The sequence below is a fragment of the Hymenobacter puniceus genome, assembly GCF_014333525.1.
Lineage (GTDB): Bacteria > Bacteroidota > Bacteroidia > Cytophagales > Hymenobacteraceae > Hymenobacter.
The window spans coordinates 249,510-265,738 of the sequence record NZ_JACSCX010000007.1 but is presented as its reverse complement, the minus strand read 5'-3'; the positions used below and the strand labels follow the sequence as shown (position 1 = coordinate 265,738).

Genomic DNA, 16,229 nt, shown 5'->3' with positions numbered 1-16,229 from the left:
GAAATAGAACAGAAAGAGCGGACTGCTGAAAACCATACGAGCAACGGAAACCGGGAAAAGAGCGGCCGAAAATACAGTAATTGCCCAGTTTATGACACCTTAATGTTTACACTTTGGGCCGGACAAGTACTTATGGCGGTGCTTCTGCCACGGATGATGCTGTGCCATTTTGCGTCACATAGCAGCCGTACTGTATATGCTGGCTAGGATAGCGAAAACTACTCACAGCAATTTCACGCGCAACAGCTTGCCGGCTTCGTAGTATTCCATCTTTTCGGCCCGGCCGGTGGCCGAGTATACCGGCCATTCGCCAAACCAGTAGAAGTGAGAACCGTCAGGCTCGGCTACTATGCGCGCCTGTCCGGTGCGCCAGATACGGCCGCTGGGGTGGAAATACGTGATGCGCATCAGTCCCGGCGACGTGCGGGCGTACACCTCTTGGCGCTCTAGCGTGCCATTAGGACTGTAGAAGCGGGACGTTCCCACGATACGACCGTGCCGAAACCTTTCCCGGGAGGCCATTTGCCCCGTCGGCTCTGGGTAGTAGCTCCGCCAGGGGCCGTGAGGCTGCAGGGCGTGGTCGTAACGGTGCTCCGACCAAAAGCCGATGGGTCCTTTAGCTTTCAGCATTTTACAGCCGCTGAAGGCGATACTTAACGTCAGAATGGACATTACAAAGCGCATACAGCATCCGGAATTAACAATAATCTACTTCAACTAAGATATAATCTATCAGCCTTATGCACTAGCACAGGGGGGGCGCAGTCTACTCACTTTCCCGCAGAATATCCTCCAGCAGGTCGCGGGAGTTGCTGAGGCGCGGCACTTTGTGCTGGCCACCCAGCTTGCCCCGGCGAGCCAGCCACCGCTCAAACTGCCCCGGTGCGGCCACAGTAAGCGCGGGCGGAGCCAGCGCTAAGTCGCGGTGGCGTTTGGCGTCGTAGTCGGAGTTGAGCTGGCGCAGGGTCTGGTCGAGGACGGCAGCGAAACGGGCGGCATCCTGGGGCGGTTCCGTGAATTCTATCAACCACTGGTGGCCACCGCGGGAGTTGTCGGCAGCGCCCGAGAAGTAAATGGGCGCTGCCGTGAAGTCGCGCACGGTGGTGGCTGTGGCCTGGCAGGCAGCAGCTACGGCGGCTTCAGCGTTTTCCACTACCACTTCCTCCCCAAAGGCATTCAGGAAGTGCTTGGTACGGCCCGTGATGCGGATGCGGTAGGGCTGCAAGCTCGTGAAGCGCACCGTATCCCCAATTTTGTAGCGCCATAAACCCGCGTTGGTACTGATGATAAGAGCGTAGCTTTTGCCCAGCTCCACCGCCTGCAGCGGCACGGTTTGCGGCGCGGCGGCGTCCCACTGGTCGGCGGGCAGAAACTCGTAGTAGATGCCGTGGTTGAGCAGCAGCAGCAGGTCCTCGGAGTCGGGTTCGTCCTGCAGGGCCAGGTAGCCTTCGGATGCATTATAGACTTCCAAATAGTGCATCTGCGGGCCCGGAATCAGCTGCCGAAACAGCTGGCGGTACGGCCCGAAAGCCACGGCACCGTGCAGAAACAGCTGCAGATTGGGCCACACCTCCGTAATATTGGCCGCGCCGGCTAGCTCCGTCACGCGGCGCAGCAGCACGATCATCCAGGTGGGCACGCCGGCCAGCGCCCGTACATCCTGGTGCAGCACGTGGCGCGCAATTCGCTCGATCTTCTCTTCCCACTCATCCAGCAGCGCCAGCTCCAGCGGCGGCGTGCGGATGTACTCGGCCCATGTGGGCAGGTTCTGCATGATGACGGCCGACACGTCGCCGGCCCGGGAAGCGGGGTCGTCGGGGCGTAGCGGGTTGGGCGTGTGCGTGCCACCTAAGGAGAGGGTTTTTCCGCCCAGCAGCTGCGCTTCGGGGTAGTGCAGGGTGGAAAGCGCCACCATGTCGCGGCCAGCGCGGTAGTGGCACTCGTGCAGGGCCTCGCGCGTCACCGGGATATACTTGCTGCGGGCGTTGGTGGTGCCGCTGCTCTTGGCAAACCACTGCACGCGGCCGGGCCACAGCACATCGGCCTCGCCGCGCATCACCCGCTCCAGGTCGGGCACCAGCTCCTCATAGCTACTGACGGGCACGCGCTGGGCAAACTCGGAGCCGGTGATGCCGTCCGTGAAACCGTAGCGGCGGCCCCACTCCGTGGTACGCGCCGTTTGCAACAGCTCTTTCAGCACGGCGTGCTGCACTTCGTGCGGGTTGTCGCGGAAGTGGCGGATGCTGGCTAAGCGGCGCTGAACGGCCCAGGAGAGTATGCCGTTAATCACAGGCAGAGGAACAGATAGAACAGGAAATCGAGCGGCTTTCCATACTTCACTACAGCTGGCAAGGTTGCCCTGGCGGACCAGGCGCGGCGTGTGTCCGGGCTACCGCCAATCCGCTTCGGCCGGATTTTCCGGTGCAGATCAGCGGCCTACATGCATGGGCAACTTATGCAAGCCTGTTTTATACGACGCTTACAGCTTGCGTTTCAGCTCGAAATTCTTGCCCAGGTACACGCGGCGGACGGTTTCGTCGGCAGCCAGCTCTTCGGCCGTGCCGGCTTTCAGCAGCTTGCCCTCGAAAAGCAGATAGGCCCGGTCTACGATGCTGAGCGTGGAGTTAACGTCGTGGTCAGTAATCAGGATGCCAATGTTCTTGTGCTTGAGCCGGGCCACGATGCTCTGAATTTCCTCAGTGGCAATGGGGTCGACGCCGGCAAACGGCTCGTCGAGCAGCACGAATTTGGGGTCGACGGCCAGGGCCCGGGCTATTTCTGTGCGGCGCCGCTCACCGCCGCTCAGCACCTTGCCCAGGTTTTTGCGCACGTGCGTGAGGCTGAATTCGTTAAGCAGGGATTCTACCTTATCGAGCTGCTCCTGCTTGGGCATTTTGGTCATCTGCAGCACCGCCAGGATGTTTTCTTCCACGCTCAGGTCGCGGAACACACTGGCTTCCTGGGCCAGGTAGCCAATGCCGAGGCGGGCGCGCTGGTAGATGGGCATCTTCGTGATTTCCTGGTTGTCCAGAAATACGCGCCCGCCGTCCGGCTTCACCATGCCCACGGTCATATAGAACGAGGTGGTTTTGCCGGCCCCGTTCGGCCCCAGCAGCCCCACAATTTCGCCCTGCTCCACGTGCAGCGACATGTCGTTGACGACCGTGCGGGACTTGTACTTTTTAACCAGGTGTTCAGCTCTGAGAATCATCGTGCGGCAAAGGTAACGAAGCGGCGCGGCCTGACACCGCCCAACCCTACAACGCAGGAAACGGCCCGATGAATGCCCAGCACCCAACCTTTCAGCCGCTGCCTCTGCCAGTGCGTATGTGCGGGCACCTTCCCTATTGCTATGCCTGGTTTCCGTCGCTTCAGCTGCTTTCTGCTGGCCTTCCTGTTTATAGGAGCCGGCATCACCCATTTTGTAGCGCCGGACCTGTTTGTGCGTATTGTGCCGCCCTGGCTGCCGGCGCCGCTGCTGCTAGTGTATTTGAGTGGGGCCGCCGAAATTGCCGGCGGGCTGGGCTTACTGCTGCCGGCCACCCGCCGCTGGGCAGCCTGGGGCCTGGTGTTGCTGCTGATAGCCGTGTTTCCGGCCAACGTATACATGCTGCAAAGCCACGGCGCCGGCCTGAAAGTGCCCATGTGGGCGCTGTGGCTACGGTTGCCGCTGCAGGCCGTGCTGGTAGCCTGGGCGTGGTGGGTGCGGAAATAAAGATGAAGCTTACGCTTCTACCCTACTCCCAGCGAATGTCCTTCACGCGGAGCTGCAGGGTTTTCACGCCGCGGTACTCGTTGATTTCCACCGTGTAGCACACGTTGAACGGCTGGCCCTGTTGGATCTGGGGCAGGTGCTCGGCCAGGCCAAACCCGATGGCGTCTATCACGTGGTGGCCGTCCTGGGTGAGGGCCAGCTTGAGGTGCGAATTGCCGACGACGCGCGCCGAATCGGGGGCGGCGTACACGTTGCGGGCCATGAAGGTGGGGTTGCTGTTGCCGGGCCCAAACGGCTCCATCTGGCACAGCAGCTTATGGAAACTACGCGTCACCTCACTCAGCGGCAGCTCGGCATCAATATCCACGGGCGGAATCATCTGCTCCGGCCGGATGCGGCCCGCCACGATTCGCTCGAACTTCTCACGGAAAGCAGGCACGTTTTCCACGGGCAGCGTGAGGCCGGCGGCGTACATGTGGCCGCCATATTGGTCGAGCAAATCGGCGCATTCCTCAATAGCCTGGTGCACATCGAACCCCGCTACCGAGCGCGCCGAGCCGGTGGCTTTGCCGTTGCTTTCGGTGAGGATGATGGTGGGCCGGTAGTACTTGTCGAGGCAGCGTGAGGCCACGATGCCCACCACGCCCTTGTGCCAGTCCTGCTTGAACAGCACCGTGGTGTGCGCATCCTGGAACAACGCGTCGGCCTCAATCATATCCAGCGCCTCCTTGGTGATGCTGGTATCGAAGCCGCGGCGCTCCTGGTTGGTTTTGTCGACTACCGCCGCCTTATCGAAGGCCTCCTGTTTGCTACCAGCCAGCAGCATAGCCACCGAGCGTTTGGCGTCGCCCATGCGGCCGGCGGCGTTGATGCGGGGCGCAAAGCCAAACACGAGGCTACTGATATTCAATTCGCTGGTTTGCAGGCCAGCCAGCTCGCGCAAGGCATCGAGTCCGGCGCGTTGCGGGCGCTGAGGGTCATTGAGCAGGCGCAGGCCGTGGTAGGCTAGCGTGCGGTTTTCGCCCACTATCGGCACGATATCCGCGGCAATGCTCACAGCTACCAGATCAAGCAGGTCGTAAAGCGCCGTCTCGTCGAGGCCCTGGTCTTCGGCGAAGGCCTGCATTAGCTTGAAGCCCACGCCGCAGCCGCTCAGCTCCTTGAATGGGTAGGCGCAGTCTTGGCGCTTGGGGTCGAGCACGGCCACGGCGGCCGGCAGTTCAGTACCCGGCAGGTGGTGGTCACAGATGATGAAATCCACGCCCCGCTCGTTGGCGTAGGCTACCTTATCCACGGATTTCACGCCGCAGTCCAGGGCAATAATCAACGAATAGTTGTTGGCGGCCGCGAAGTCAATGCCGGCCTCCGACACTCCGTAGCCTTCCTTATAGCGGTCCGGGATGTAGTAGTCAATACGCTCCGGGCCGAAATAGGGCAGCAGGAAGCTGTAGACCAGCGCCACCGAGGTGGTGCCGTCCACGTCGTAGTCGCCGAACACGAGCACCTTCTGGCCGGCGTGCAGGGCTTCGCGCAGGCGGGCCACAGCGCGGTCCATGTCGCGCATCAGCAGCGGGTCGGGCAGAGTGCTCAAGTCGGGCCGGAAGTAGGCGCGAGCCTCCTCGAAACTGCAGACTTCGCGCTGGCAGAGCAGCCCCACAATGGCTTCCTTAACGCGCAGGGCGTCGGCCAGGTGCCGGACTTTTTCAGCGTCGGGGGCTGGCTTGCGAATCCATCGTTTTTCCATAACAAATAGGGCGGCTCGGGTAGGCGTTATCTTCAAAAGTACAAAGAAAACCGCGCCCTGCCACCCCAGCACCGTACCTTTACGCCATGTCCAGCTTCCGTGAGTTCTTCCGCAAATACGGCCAGTACGCCCTCTCCGATGGGCTGATGTACCTGATTTTCATCGTGGCCCTGGGGCTGATGTTTTTGTTTTTCAGATAGGTCAGACCGTCATGCAGAGCGAGCGAAGCATATCGCGTGCTGACGTTAAGTGTGACGGTCATGCTGAGTTTGCCGAAGCATCTCTACCGCTTCGTTGCAGTGCAGGGAGTTAGCCAGCGGCAGAGATGCTTCGACAAGCTCAGCATGACAGGATTAGCACACTAGCGAGATTCCTCGCTGCACTCGGAATGACGGTCTGCAGTTACTACGCTACAAACTGTCGCCGCGCAGCTTGCGGAAGTGCTTGCGGGCTTCGGCCACGTAGATGCTGCCAGGGTATTTAACCATTAGTTGGTTGTAAAGCGTTTTGGCGGCTTCCTTGTCTTGCAGATTGTCTTCCTGAATGGTGGCCAGCAGGAACAACGCGTCGTCGCTGAGCACGTCGTACTTGGGGTTGGCCGTGATTTTCTCCAGCGTCCCGACGGCGCCTTTGTAGTCACCGGTGCGGCGCTGCAGCTGGGCCTTCAGCAGCCAGGCTTCGTCCTGCAGCGCGTGGCCAGGGTACTTCTGCAGCAGCGCATCGAGGCCGCGCACCGCTTCCGGCAGTTTGTTCTGGAACACCAGCTGCTCCACGGCGGCGTAGTCGCGCAGGGCTACGCCGGCGGTGTCCATGGCGGTGTTGTCGGTGATGAGCAACGAGAGCTGCATGGCGTCGTTGGCAATTTCGCGGCTGGTGGCTTCCTTCAGGATGTCGAGGTGGCTCTTGGCCAGCTTGAAGTCGCCGGCGAAGTAGCTCAGGCGGGCGTTGCGCAGCTTGGCTTCGTAGCCCAGCGGCGAGTCTTTGTGCGACTTCTCCACCTGCGAATACAGCAGCGTGGCTTCCCAGGGCTCGGCGCGCAGCAGGTAGATATCGGCCAGGTCAATCTTGGCCTGGTCCACCACGTCAAGGCTGGCGCGGGGCATATCAATCACCTCCTGCAGCAGCTTGATGGCCTGGGGCTTCTCATCAAGCTGGAAGGCGTGCAGCACGGCCATGCTGCGCAGCACCGGCGCCGTTTGGGGCGTGCGGCCCAGTTCCGTGAGCACCTGTTGATACTCCCCTATCAGGCTACGGATTTTGGTGGTTTCAATCGGGTAAGTGTCGCGCACCTGAGCTTCGCGGGTCTGCACCAGCCGCTGCCGAGCCATAGCGTAGAACGGGCCGCTGCGGTACTCGCGCAGCACGTACTCGTAGCCGCTGATGGCGCTTTCGTAGTCTTTGTTTTGCTGGGCAATGGCGGCCAGCTCCATTACGCGGCTACCCTCGGTGCGGCCGCGGCGGTCCAGCGCCTTGGCCTGTACCAGCGCACCCGTGAAGTCGCGGCGCTGCACCTGCAGCCACAGCAGCAACTCGCTGTATACGGTGCGTTCGGGGTTTTTCTGCACGCTGCTCAGCAGCTCACGTTCCAGCGCATCGAAGCCTTTTTCGTCCTGCAGCGAGTTCTGCAGCATGTTGCGCACGAAGGGCAGCTGCTGTTCATCGTCCTGCACAAGACGTAGGGTTTCAGCCATCAGGCGCTCGGAGTTGCCGCTTTGGGTGTAGAACTGGATGAGTTGCGGACCGTATTCGGTGTCGTTTTTGGCCAGGGCCCGGCCGCGCAGATACGTTTTCTCGGCCCACTCGGGCAGCTGGCGGCGCTGAAACTCGGCAGCTACAGGCAGCACCTGCTGGGCCGTCAGCTGGCTCAGCACCCGCTCGTATTGCTTGGTGGCGCCGGCCTGGTCGCCAGCGGCGGCGTACACCGCGCCCAGCGTTACCCCGTAGAACTCTTCCGGATGTACTTTCTGAGCTCGTTTCACCAGCTTTTCGGCGTCTTTGTAGCGCTTGAGCTGCTGCAGGGTTTCCAGGTAATCTGGCAGCACGTTGGAGGCCAGCTGGGCATCGGTAGGCAGTTTGGCGTATAGGAACGCGGCTTTTTCGTGCTCCCCTTTGCGGGTGTACTCTTTGGCCAGCGAGATATTGCCACTCTCCTGCTGGGCCTGCAGCGGCGCCGCGGCAAGCAGCAGAAACGAGAACAGTACAGGACGGAAACGACGCATAGGACTAGGCATATTCAGCAGCAACGGCCCGGCGGCCAGATTCATTTCAAGATAAGCAGGAAAACAGTGGATTAGCTGGACGATGCGTCCGGTGGAGCAGTAGTGCGAACTTTGTAGTTCGCGTCTCCGCGCCGTTACAACCATGCAAACGGCACAAAGGCGCGAAATACAAAGTTCGCGCTACTACTGACTGGATTTCTAAGCAACGAAGCGGTAGAAATGCTTCGACAAGCTTCGACAAGCGGACGCCAGATGAGGCATGACGTTCTTGTTTGCGCAGTGGTAACCCACAAAAAAAGCCGCCCCCGAAGGAGCGGCTTTGCTGTTTGTCTGCGACAAAAGACGTGGTTTAGAAGAACTTGTTGCGCTGGTCCTTGATATTGGCGTTGGCTTTCACCGCTTCGTAGATGAGGCCATCGGCGCGGTTCTGGCGCTGAGCCAGCAGCTGCTTCTTGATGGCGGCTACGTCGGCGGTAGCAGCAGGCTTCTGCACGCTCACTGGCTCCACAATCAGCACGCCCTGCTCACCCTGAATGGGGGCCGACTTCTGCCCGGCTTTCAGGCCGAATACTTTGCCCACGGCCAGCGGCTCGGCGCCCAGACCCGGAATGGTACCGGAACCCAAGACCACACCATTGGCCGTTTTCACCTGCGCCTGTGCGCCATAGGTGGCGGCAATCTGCTCCAGCGTGCCGGTCTTGCCCTGCAGCTTCGCCATGATTTGCTTGGCCTTCTCTTCGTTGCGTACAGCAGCTTCCAGCTCGGGCTTCAAGCTGGCCACGTCGGCAGTGCCTTTGCTCCGCTCGCCGGTCAGAACGGCAATAACGTACTGGTCGCCCATATCAAACACCTCCGATACGTCGCCGACGGCCGTTTCCTTACCATTTGTACCGTAGGCCCAGCGCACTAGTTCGCGTGCATTCTGCAAGTTGTTTACGGCCCGCTCGCCGCGGCCGAGGCCTTTGGCTTCCTGCTTCTGCAGGGTTTTGTCTTTGGCTACGACCTTGCGGAACGACTCCAAATCGGTAATCTCGCCTTTCAGGGCCTGCGCCTTGGCGTAGGCCGCTTCGTTGGTAGCTTCCGAAGGAGCAATGCGCTTCTGCACCGCAGCCACCTGATAGGTCTGGCTGGTTTTAGGAGCGGTGATTTTTACAATGTGGTAGCCGAACGACGTTTTCACGAGGTTGGGCAGCAAGCCGGCTGAGGTAGCACCAAACACGGCTTTCTCGAACTCCGGCACCATGCGGCCCTGCTGGAACCAGCCAAGGTCGCCGCCGGTGGCGGTGGTGCCGTCGGTACCGAACTGGCGGGCCAGGGCCGCGAAGTCAGCGCCGTTCTTGATTTTGTTGAGGATGTCGGTGGCTTTCACTTTGGCCGCCGCATCAGCCTCGGGCGTGGTGCCTTCGGGCTTGATGAGGATGTGGCTGGCGCGGGCGGCGGCCTGAGCGCCGGCTTTAGCACCAGTTACTTTGAAGAGGCTGGTGGTGCCATTCTCCGAGAACGGGCCGTACACTTTGCCTACCGTGAGTGGTAGCTGCTGGCGCAGCTTCTCCGGCATATCGGCCGGCGACAGGTAAGCGGCGCTGTAGGGCTGGTCGGAGTTGAGCTTCACAAACAGCGAGTCGTTCGGGGCCGAGGCAAACTGCGTGGTTAGCTGGTCTACGGCCTGGCGGGCGGCCGTGCTGTCTTCAACGGAGGCCGTTACCGGGATGCTCACGTACTCGATAGTGCGGCCATCTTCCACTTTGTAGCGGCCCTTGTTCTTATCGAGGTAGGCCTGCAGCTGGCTGTCGGTTACTTTCACCGCCGAATCGGAGATGGAGAAGTAGGGCACAAACAGGTAGCGCATGGAAGCGCGGGTGTTCTGGTCTTCGTCGAAGCGCTTGGCTTCGGCCGATGTCACGTAGGTGCTTAGCTTGAGCAGGTTGTTGTACTTCTGGCCGATCCGCTCGGGGCCGAGGTTGGCTTCGAAGTTGCGCCAGGCAGCCTGCGCATCAGGCGGCAGCTTGTCGAGGCCCTGCAGGTACTGAATAATCTTGGCGCGGTCAAACTGACCAGTCTGCTGGTCAGTGAAAGCCTGGCGGATGCTGGGGTGAATGTTCTTGCCCTGCACCATGTCGGTCAGCTCGTCATCGGAAACAGCCAAACCCAGCTTGTCAAACTCTTTCTGGAAGGCAATGCGGTAGATGGTTTGGTTCCAGGCCTGGTCGCGCAGGTAGCCCATCGTCTGCTCGTCGGGCTGGCGGCCCTGCTGCTGAATGAAGCTCTGCTTGGCCTGTTCGAGGCTGTTGTTGAAATCAGCCAGTTCCACTTTCTCGCCGGCCACTTCGCCCACCACGGTTTGGTCGCGGTTGAAAAGCTTGCTGTTGCCGCCCACCAGGTCGCCACCCACGATAAATAGCACCATGCCGACAGCTACGACGCCCACGGCCCAGCCTGATTTTTCTCGAATCGTGTTGATTAATGCCATCTACTTGTAAAAAAGCGCAGTTTGGAAAAGCGGAAAGAGGCGCAAAATAACCAGAATCCGCGGGAGAATCAAAGTTGGTGGGCCGATTGGGTAATCCGGTGAGTCAGTGAAGGGTAGCCTATCAGGCCAAAACAGCCTGCCAGCCTGCGCAAGTGCAGGGCGGCAGGCTGTTTCCGGATTGAGGCTATTTGTTGTTAGCCGCGCCGCTTGTTGCGAGGCACGGGCTTGGCAGGCGCTTGGGGCGGCTGTTTGGTGGGCGGCTTGGGCTCGGGCTCCGGCTTGAGGTAGCGGTAGAGCATTACGCACGAAAACGACACCATGAACAGCCAGTAGTTGTCGCGCAGGGCATTTTTGTCGTTGTAGCGGCTGACGGTTTCGTAGGTGCCGATGACAAATGACACCACGGCCAGCGAAAACAGGATGGTACGCCCGAGGCCGGGACTCCAGAAGCGTTTCATACAGGGAAGGTTATTGCGCCGGCTGCGTGGCGGCCTGGTCGATGGTGAACACGCCCTCCGGCTTGAGAATGGTGTAGCGCGAAAAGTCCTGGTTGGCCGTGAGGCCGTAGCCGGTCAGTACCTCGGTGGGCGTCTGAATGCGCACGAGCTGGGTGGTGTCGTTGTAGATCAGCTGCTTGTTCTGATCGAAGTACATCTCCTCGGTTTTCATCGACTGCTGCTTCTCCACGTTGCTCACGCGCACGTCGCCTCGGATGAAATACAGGTTTTTGGCCTTATCGTAGCGGCCGTAGTTGCCGCGCAGCGTGTTGAGCACCTTGGTGCCACCTTCCGAGTAGAACGTCACGTCAATACCCTTGGGGTAAAGCTTGTCGCCGCTTTCGAACTGCTGCTCCAGTGGGGCCGTGTACTTGATCTGCAGCTTGGCCGAGTCGCTGTAGAGCGTCAGCACGTTGGTGGTTTCCAGCAGCGGGCCCTTGTATTCCACCTCTTTTTTGCTGGCCGTGGGGTCTTTTTTCTGGCAGCCCGCTGCCGCCACGCCGGCGACCAGCAGCGCCACCAGCCCCAGCCGGCCAGAAACCAGAAACGAGTACGCAGCCATGGAAAGCTTATTCAATGCGGCGCTTGATAAACCAGCGGTTGTTGAGCGAGATACCTACCTGGGCACGGATGTATGTTTCCTGAATGTTGCGCTCGGTAGCGCCGCTGCTCAGCTGCTGCACGTCGGTGTTGCCGCGGCGGCCGTAGGTGAAGCCCATGTTGAGCGTGGTAGCATCGAGCGGCGAGGCCGAAACCGGGAACGAGAAGCCCCAGCTCACGGCCCGGTCGTAGAGCACTTGGCCGCCGGGGCGGTACGGCATTTCAGCCACCGATACGCCGGCCCGGTACGTTACGCGCCGGAAGTATTTGTCTACAGAAGTTGGGTCGGGGGCAAACTCGCCCCCCAGGGCCGCGCGCCACGTGTTGCTCAGGGGCACACCTACCGTACCGCCACGCTCATTGAACGCCCGGAACTTCGACCATTGCTGGTTGGCCGCGTCCACGCTCACCGACCAGTTCTTGTTGTTGTCGAGGCTGGCCCCGAACTGCGCCAGCGCTGGTAGGTTGGCCGAGCCTTCACCACTTTCCAGCACGAGGCTTTCCACTTGGTTGCCGGCAAACGCCTGACGGTTCAGAGTCAGGTCCCGTTCGCCGTTCAGCTGGGTCTGGAAGCTGTAGGCCGCGCCCAGGTTGTAGTTGACGGTACTGTTGAGCTTGCTACGGTAGTGTGCACCGCCCCGAAACTTGAAGTCGGAGTAGTGGATATGGTCGAGCAGGACGGTTCTTTCCAGCGCATCGTTGGCCGTTACTTCATCAGGTACCACCTGCGTACCGGTGCTCACGTCGATGCTGCCAAACACGTAAGACGCTACTACGCCCACCGAAAGTCCTTTGGCGACCCGCACGCCCTGCGCAATGTAGGCTTCCGACAACTCGCCTTCGCCACGGTACTGCTTCACCACCTGCGCCAGCGTGGGGTCGTTGTTGACGCGCTGTGCTTCCACCGATTCGAAATCAACGGAACTGAAGGGCTTGAGGCCCACAGCAGCACCCCAGCGACTGGAAAGCGGAATGGCCAGCGCCAGATAGTTAAGCTTGCCAGTACCTGTCTTCTGTGAGGTCTGGTTGTTTTCGATGGTTTTGTACTGCCCGATGGCTGTGAACTCCCATGTCGTGCGGTTCATGTAGTAGAGCAGCGCCGGGTTCAGGTCGTTTACCTGAGTGCCGTTGGGCGCCGCAATCCCGACGCCACCCATGCCCATCTGCCGGACGCCGCCCGCGTTGAAGTACGTGTCGCCCAGCCCGAGGCGGGAATAAGGGGAATTGCCCAGGCCCTGGCCCTGGCCGCGCGTGGCAGCCCCAAGGCTCAGCAGCGTTAGGCCCAGCAGCCCGGCGTATTTAGAGTTCAACATTGTATGCCAATATACGGTGGAGCCCAATCAGCACGAGCTCCGGAATGCCAAAGATAGGGCCTTTCAGCCGGGGTTGGAAAAAAGCAGCATCGCCGCCCGCCAGCACCACGCCAAGCCACGGATACTGCGCCTGATAGCTGGCAATGAAGCCGTTCACTTCGGCCACGGCCCCATTAAGCACGCCACTCCGGATGGCCGAGGTGGTATCGTCGCCGGTGAGAGGTATTGGAGCCGCGCTGTCAGGGGGAATTTCCACCAGCGGCAGGCGTCCGGTAAACGTATGCAAAGCCCGAAAACGCATGTGTAAGCCCGGCGCAATACTGCCTCCCCGAAACGTGTGCCCACCTTCCACCAAGTCGCACTTGATGGCCGTACCGGCATCCACAATCAGCGTGTGCTGGTTGGGCCGAAGCCAGGCCGCGCCCACCGCCGCTGCCAACCGGTCGGCACCTAGCGTGTGCGGGGTGGCGTAGGCGTTGCGCAGCGGTAGCGGCGTGGTGGCGGGGTTGAATTCCAAGATTGTGCCTGGCAGCCGCTGGCCCAGCGTAGCAGCCCAGTCGGCGGTAGGCTCTGCCACCGAGGCCACAATGGCGTGGAGCGGCTGCAGCCGCTCCACGGCGGCCATCACCTGCGCCGCCGTCTGGCCGGTGGCCGTTTCCAGCAGCATGGGCCCGTCGAAGCAGCCGTATTTCACGGCCGTATTCCCAATATCAAGGGCAAACGTGCGCAAGTCAGGTAAGCGTGAAAGGTGAACAACCAAAAAGTGGCGGGACGAGGCGCACCGAAAGAGTGGAGGCGGGCAGTTGAGCCAGGTAGCTAGTACCGGCAAAATCCCTCCCTCTCTCCTATCGTTTGCGCCTCATCCCGCCACTAAGAGCCACACCGCCGGTCGGCGGTTGCGTATTACATGAAATACTTCAGGCGAATCACTTCCTTCTCATTAAGGAAGCGCCACTTGCCGCGCGGCAGGTCCTTTTTGGTGAGGCCCGCGTACTGCACCCGGTCCAGCGACACCACGTCGTAGCCGAGGTGCTCGAAGATGCGGCGCACGATGCGGTTCCGCCCGATGTGGATTTCAATGCCCACAAAGTGTGGGTTGCCAGCTACTACGGCTACATCGTCCACTTCAGCTTTGCCGTCTTCCAGCTCAATGCCAGCCGCAATCATGCCCAGATGCTCCTCGGTGAGAGGCTTATCCAGCTCGGCCTGGTAGATCTTCTTGTTGCGGTGCGAAGGGTGCGAGAGTTTCTGCGCTACCTCACCATCGTTGGTAAACAGCAGCAAACCCGTGGTGTTGCGGTCGAGGCGGCCCACCGGGAAGATGCGCTCCTTCGACGACTCCTTCACCAGATCCATCACCGTCCGGCGGCCTTCGGGGTCCTCGGTGGTCGTGATGGTATCTTTGGGCTTGTTGAGCAGCACGTACACCAGCTTCTCACGGTTGAGGTTGGTTTTACCGTACTGCACGGTGTCGGTCGGCTGCACTTTGTAGCCCATTTCCGTCACCACTTCGCCGTTCACCTTGATTTCGCCGGCCGCAATCAGCGAGTCAGCCTCACGGCGCGAGCAAACACCCGCGTTGGCGATGTAGCGGTTCAGGCGCAGCTCGTCGCCTTTCTCGTCTTCCTCTTCGCGGCGGCGCTTGTTGCCGCGGCTTTTGTCGTCCTCGTAGTGTTTGAGGTTTTTGTAGTCGGGGGCCTGGCCGGCCACTTCGCCGCGCTTCAGCTTGTCGGCGCGGTTGGGCGTGGCGGCATCGTGGCCGAAGCGCTTGGGCGCCGCCCGCTCGGGGCGCGCGCCATACGGACGGGCGTCGCGATCAGCATTCGAGGCGCCCCGGCTAGACTCGCGGCGGTCGGAAGCATCCCGGTTGCCGAAGCCACCTTCCTTACGGTCGTTGAAGCTGCGGTTGCCGAAAGCCGGACGCTCGCCGGTACTGCGAGGTTTGAAACCCGAATCCCGACGATCCTCAAAGGCACCACGCGGCCGGTCACTGAAGTCGGAACCACGCTCTGAGCGTTCCACGCGCGAGCCTGCCGGACGCTCGTTGTCGAGGCCCTCGGGGCGGCTACGGAAATCAAAAGGCCGGGCCGGACGAATAGCACGGTCGGGACCCTGGTCGTTGGGGTCGTCGGGGCGCGGTGTCGGCTCCGCGGCCGCCGGGCGCGGCGTGTAGCCGGTAGAGGCAGCTGGCTGGTTGGGGTCAGCTTTCACAAACTTGCGGTTCCGCTCGCCGGCGGTGCCACGGGGCACAGCAGGGCGGCCCTCCTGCCGGTACGGCTGCCCGTCCCATGTTTTGCGCGGCTCAAACGGCTGCACAGGGCGTTCATTGTTGTCGCGGCGTGGTGCTGCATCAAAACCACCACGGCGGTCATCGTCGCGGCGGTTGCCGCCACCTCCGAAACTACCACTGCGGCGGTCGTCAGAGTTACCGCGAGAAGCGCCGAAGCCACCACTCCGATTGTCTTCCCGGCGCGAACCGCCCCGGTCGAAGTCGCGCCCCCCCGTAGGGCGGTTGCCAAAAGAGCGGCTGTCGCCACCGTTGGTATCGCGGGAGCGGGAGTTGCCGCCGAATCCGCCTTCATTGCTGCGGCCAATGCTGCCGCCGCCACTGTTAAATTTCTTGGGGCCACCAAAACCGCTGCCGCCAGTGCGGTCAGCAGGTCCGCGCCCGAAGGAAGGACGAGCGGAATAATCGCCGCGTGGTGCATCGCCAGAGCGGCCCCCGGAACGGTCCCGGTCGCCGCCGAAGCGTGGTGGGCGGCTTTCGCCGGCGGAGCCACTGCCCGCACCGCGCGGAGCGGAGAATTTTTGATAAAAGCCTGACCCACCAGCGCTGCTGGAAGGACGGTCGGAGCGGCCGCGGCCGCCAGCCGGATTGCCGGAATTGTGCTTCTTGCCCATGGTTGCAAGGATGAGTGCCGTATCGCTACGGTACGGGTGAAAACAGGTGTATCAGGAAGATAACCGATTGGGTTCCGATAACAACTAACCCAGTCAGAAAACAGTGCCCGGATTCACAGCCTTACTTCCTGTTAAAGGAAGGTTGGCCGCAAACCCGGGCGCTGGTACTACAACCGTCGGAACTAATCGCGACGGGCCATTTTAGCTTCAATCGAATGCTGGGTGTGCGGTACGGCGCGTAGCCGCTCCTTCGGAATCAGCTTGCCGGTGCCAATGCACACGCCATAGGTGCCGTTCTTGATGCGAACCAGCGCATTTTCGAGCTGCTGGATGAACTTCATCTGGCGCGAGGCCAGTTGGTTGAGGCTCTCCTTCTCGGCCGTATCGGCACCGTCTTCCAGCACTTTGCTGGATGAGGCGGTATTATCGGTACCCGAGTCGTTTTTGCGGCTCAGGGTCTCCTTGATGAAGGACACTTCTTTGCGGGCGGCGGTCAGCTTATCCTGAATGATTTGCTCAAACTCGGCCAAATCCTCTCTGGAATAGCGTATGGTTTCGTCACTCATGTCGGGGTCAGAAAAAGTAAACTAAAGATGGGAGAGAGAAGATGCTGCTACAAAAGGTAGTGGAGCCTGGTCTGCGTGTTTGCGCTAACAGACGCATATCGGAATTAGTTTATCCCAGACGCAAGCTCAGCCGTTATCTGCTGAATGATAACAGGACACCCGCCTTTTTCGGGCGCAAAGCTACGCTTTTGTCTGACAATCATT

General features: G+C 60.8%; 14 protein-coding genes. 2 read left to right on the top strand and 12 right to left on the bottom strand.

All coding sequences use genetic code 11. The annotated features are described in order from the left end of the window. Positions 1-207 (top strand): hypothetical protein (locus tag H8B14_RS20930; RefSeq protein WP_222840641.1); only part of this gene is annotated, 207 nt, incomplete at its 5' end. Positions 208-222: 15 nt separating this feature from the next. On the opposite strand, the gene H8B14_RS18285 is transcribed toward H8B14_RS20930, so the two are convergent. The 3 genes from H8B14_RS18285 to lptB all read right to left on the bottom strand — a co-directional run bounded on the left by H8B14_RS18285 (position 223) and on the right by lptB (position 3,211). After that, positions 223-630: a toxin-antitoxin system YwqK family antitoxin gene (locus tag H8B14_RS18285; RefSeq protein ID WP_187317107.1), complete on the bottom strand. Its 408-nt coding sequence runs from the start codon at positions 628-630 to the stop codon at positions 223-225. Between the two features lie 136 nt (positions 631-766). Then, on the bottom strand, positions 767-2,296 hold the full coding sequence (locus H8B14_RS18280) for a GH3 auxin-responsive promoter family protein (RefSeq protein WP_187317119.1): 1,530 nt from the start codon (positions 2,294-2,296) through the stop codon (positions 767-769). Positions 2,297-2,479: 183 nt separating this feature from the next. After that, the gene (gene lptB, locus H8B14_RS18275; RefSeq protein ID WP_187317106.1) at positions 2,480-3,211 is read right to left on the bottom strand and encodes an LPS export ABC transporter ATP-binding protein; all 732 of its coding nucleotides are present in this window, start codon (positions 3,209-3,211) and stop codon (positions 2,480-2,482) included. A gap of 141 nt (positions 3,212-3,352) precedes the next feature. Between lptB and H8B14_RS18270 the strand changes: the two genes are divergently transcribed. Further along, on the top strand, positions 3,353-3,715 hold the full coding sequence (locus tag H8B14_RS18270) for a DoxX family protein (protein WP_187317105.1): 363 nt from the start codon (positions 3,353-3,355) through the stop codon (positions 3,713-3,715). A 22-nt stretch (positions 3,716-3,737) separates the two neighbouring features. On the opposite strand, the gene recJ is transcribed toward H8B14_RS18270, so the two are convergent. The 9 genes from recJ to H8B14_RS18225 form a co-directional block, all read right to left on the bottom strand. Beyond that, entirely contained in the window at positions 3,738-5,459 is a 1,722-nt protein-coding gene (recJ, locus tag H8B14_RS18265) for a single-stranded-DNA-specific exonuclease RecJ (RefSeq protein WP_187317104.1), read from the bottom strand. 410 nt (positions 5,460-5,869) lie between these two features. Continuing rightward, positions 5,870-7,678: a tetratricopeptide repeat protein gene (locus H8B14_RS18260; protein WP_187317103.1), complete on the bottom strand. Its 1,809-nt coding sequence runs from the start codon at positions 7,676-7,678 to the stop codon at positions 5,870-5,872. Between the two features lie 349 nt (positions 7,679-8,027). After that, a complete protein-coding gene (locus H8B14_RS18255) occupies positions 8,028-10,148 on the bottom strand; it encodes a peptidylprolyl isomerase (protein ID WP_187317102.1) in 2,121 nt (706 codons plus the stop codon). Positions 10,149-10,342: 194 nt separating this feature from the next. Then, positions 10,343-10,606: a hypothetical protein gene (locus H8B14_RS18250; RefSeq protein ID WP_187317101.1), complete on the bottom strand. Its 264-nt coding sequence runs from the start codon at positions 10,604-10,606 to the stop codon at positions 10,343-10,345. Positions 10,607-10,616: 10 nt separating this feature from the next. Further along, complete coding sequence (gene lptC / locus H8B14_RS18245) at positions 10,617-11,207, bottom strand: LPS export ABC transporter periplasmic protein LptC (RefSeq protein WP_187317100.1); 591 nt, start codon at positions 11,205-11,207, stop codon at positions 10,617-10,619. A gap of 7 nt (positions 11,208-11,214) precedes the next feature. Next, complete coding sequence (locus tag H8B14_RS18240) at positions 11,215-12,558, bottom strand: OmpP1/FadL family transporter (protein ID WP_187317099.1); 1,344 nt, start codon at positions 12,556-12,558, stop codon at positions 11,215-11,217. After that, a complete protein-coding gene (locus H8B14_RS18235; RefSeq protein WP_187317098.1) occupies positions 12,545-13,288 on the bottom strand; it encodes a type III pantothenate kinase in 744 nt (247 codons plus the stop codon). Before H8B14_RS18235 ends, H8B14_RS18240 begins: the two co-directional genes overlap by 14 nt. 173 nt (positions 13,289-13,461) lie before the next feature. Further along, the gene (locus tag H8B14_RS18230; protein WP_187317097.1) at positions 13,462-15,459 is read right to left on the bottom strand and encodes a pseudouridine synthase; all 1,998 of its coding nucleotides are present in this window, start codon (positions 15,457-15,459) and stop codon (positions 13,462-13,464) included. 182 nt (positions 15,460-15,641) lie between these two features. Next, positions 15,642-16,025, bottom strand: a complete 384-nt coding sequence (locus tag H8B14_RS18225; RefSeq protein WP_044015125.1) for a TraR/DksA family transcriptional regulator — start codon at positions 16,023-16,025, stop codon at positions 15,642-15,644. Between the last annotated feature and the right edge of the window lie 204 nt (positions 16,026-16,229).

Coding starts and splice junctions, on each gene's coding strand:
- H8B14_RS18285 (WP_187317107.1), bottom strand. CDS start 630: ATGCTGAAAGCTAAAGGACCCATCGGCTTTTGGTCGGAGCACCGTTAC.
- lptB (WP_187317106.1), bottom strand. CDS start 3,211: ATGATTCTCAGAGCTGAACACCTGGTTAAAAAGTACAAGTCCCGCACG.
- H8B14_RS18270 (WP_187317105.1), top strand. CDS start 3,353: ATGCCTGGTTTCCGTCGCTTCAGCTGCTTTCTGCTGGCCTTCCTGTTT.
- recJ (WP_187317104.1), bottom strand. CDS start 5,459: ATGGAAAAACGATGGATTCGCAAGCCAGCCCCCGACGCTGAAAAAGTC.
- H8B14_RS18260 (WP_187317103.1), bottom strand. CDS start 7,678: ATGCGTCGTTTCCGTCCTGTACTGTTCTCGTTTCTGCTGCTTGCCGCG.
- H8B14_RS18255 (WP_187317102.1), bottom strand. CDS start 10,148: ATGGCATTAATCAACACGATTCGAGAAAAATCAGGCTGGGCCGTGGGC.
- H8B14_RS18250 (WP_187317101.1), bottom strand. CDS start 10,606: ATGAAACGCTTCTGGAGTCCCGGCCTCGGGCGTACCATCCTGTTTTCG.
- lptC (WP_187317100.1), bottom strand. CDS start 11,207: ATGGCTGCGTACTCGTTTCTGGTTTCTGGCCGGCTGGGGCTGGTGGCG.
- H8B14_RS18240 (WP_187317099.1), bottom strand. CDS start 12,558: ATGTTGAACTCTAAATACGCCGGGCTGCTGGGCCTAACGCTGCTGAGC.
- H8B14_RS18230 (WP_187317097.1), bottom strand. CDS start 15,459: ATGGGCAAGAAGCACAATTCCGGCAATCCGGCTGGCGGCCGCGGCCGC.
- H8B14_RS18225 (WP_044015125.1), bottom strand. CDS start 16,025: ATGAGTGACGAAACCATACGCTATTCCAGAGAGGATTTGGCCGAGTTT.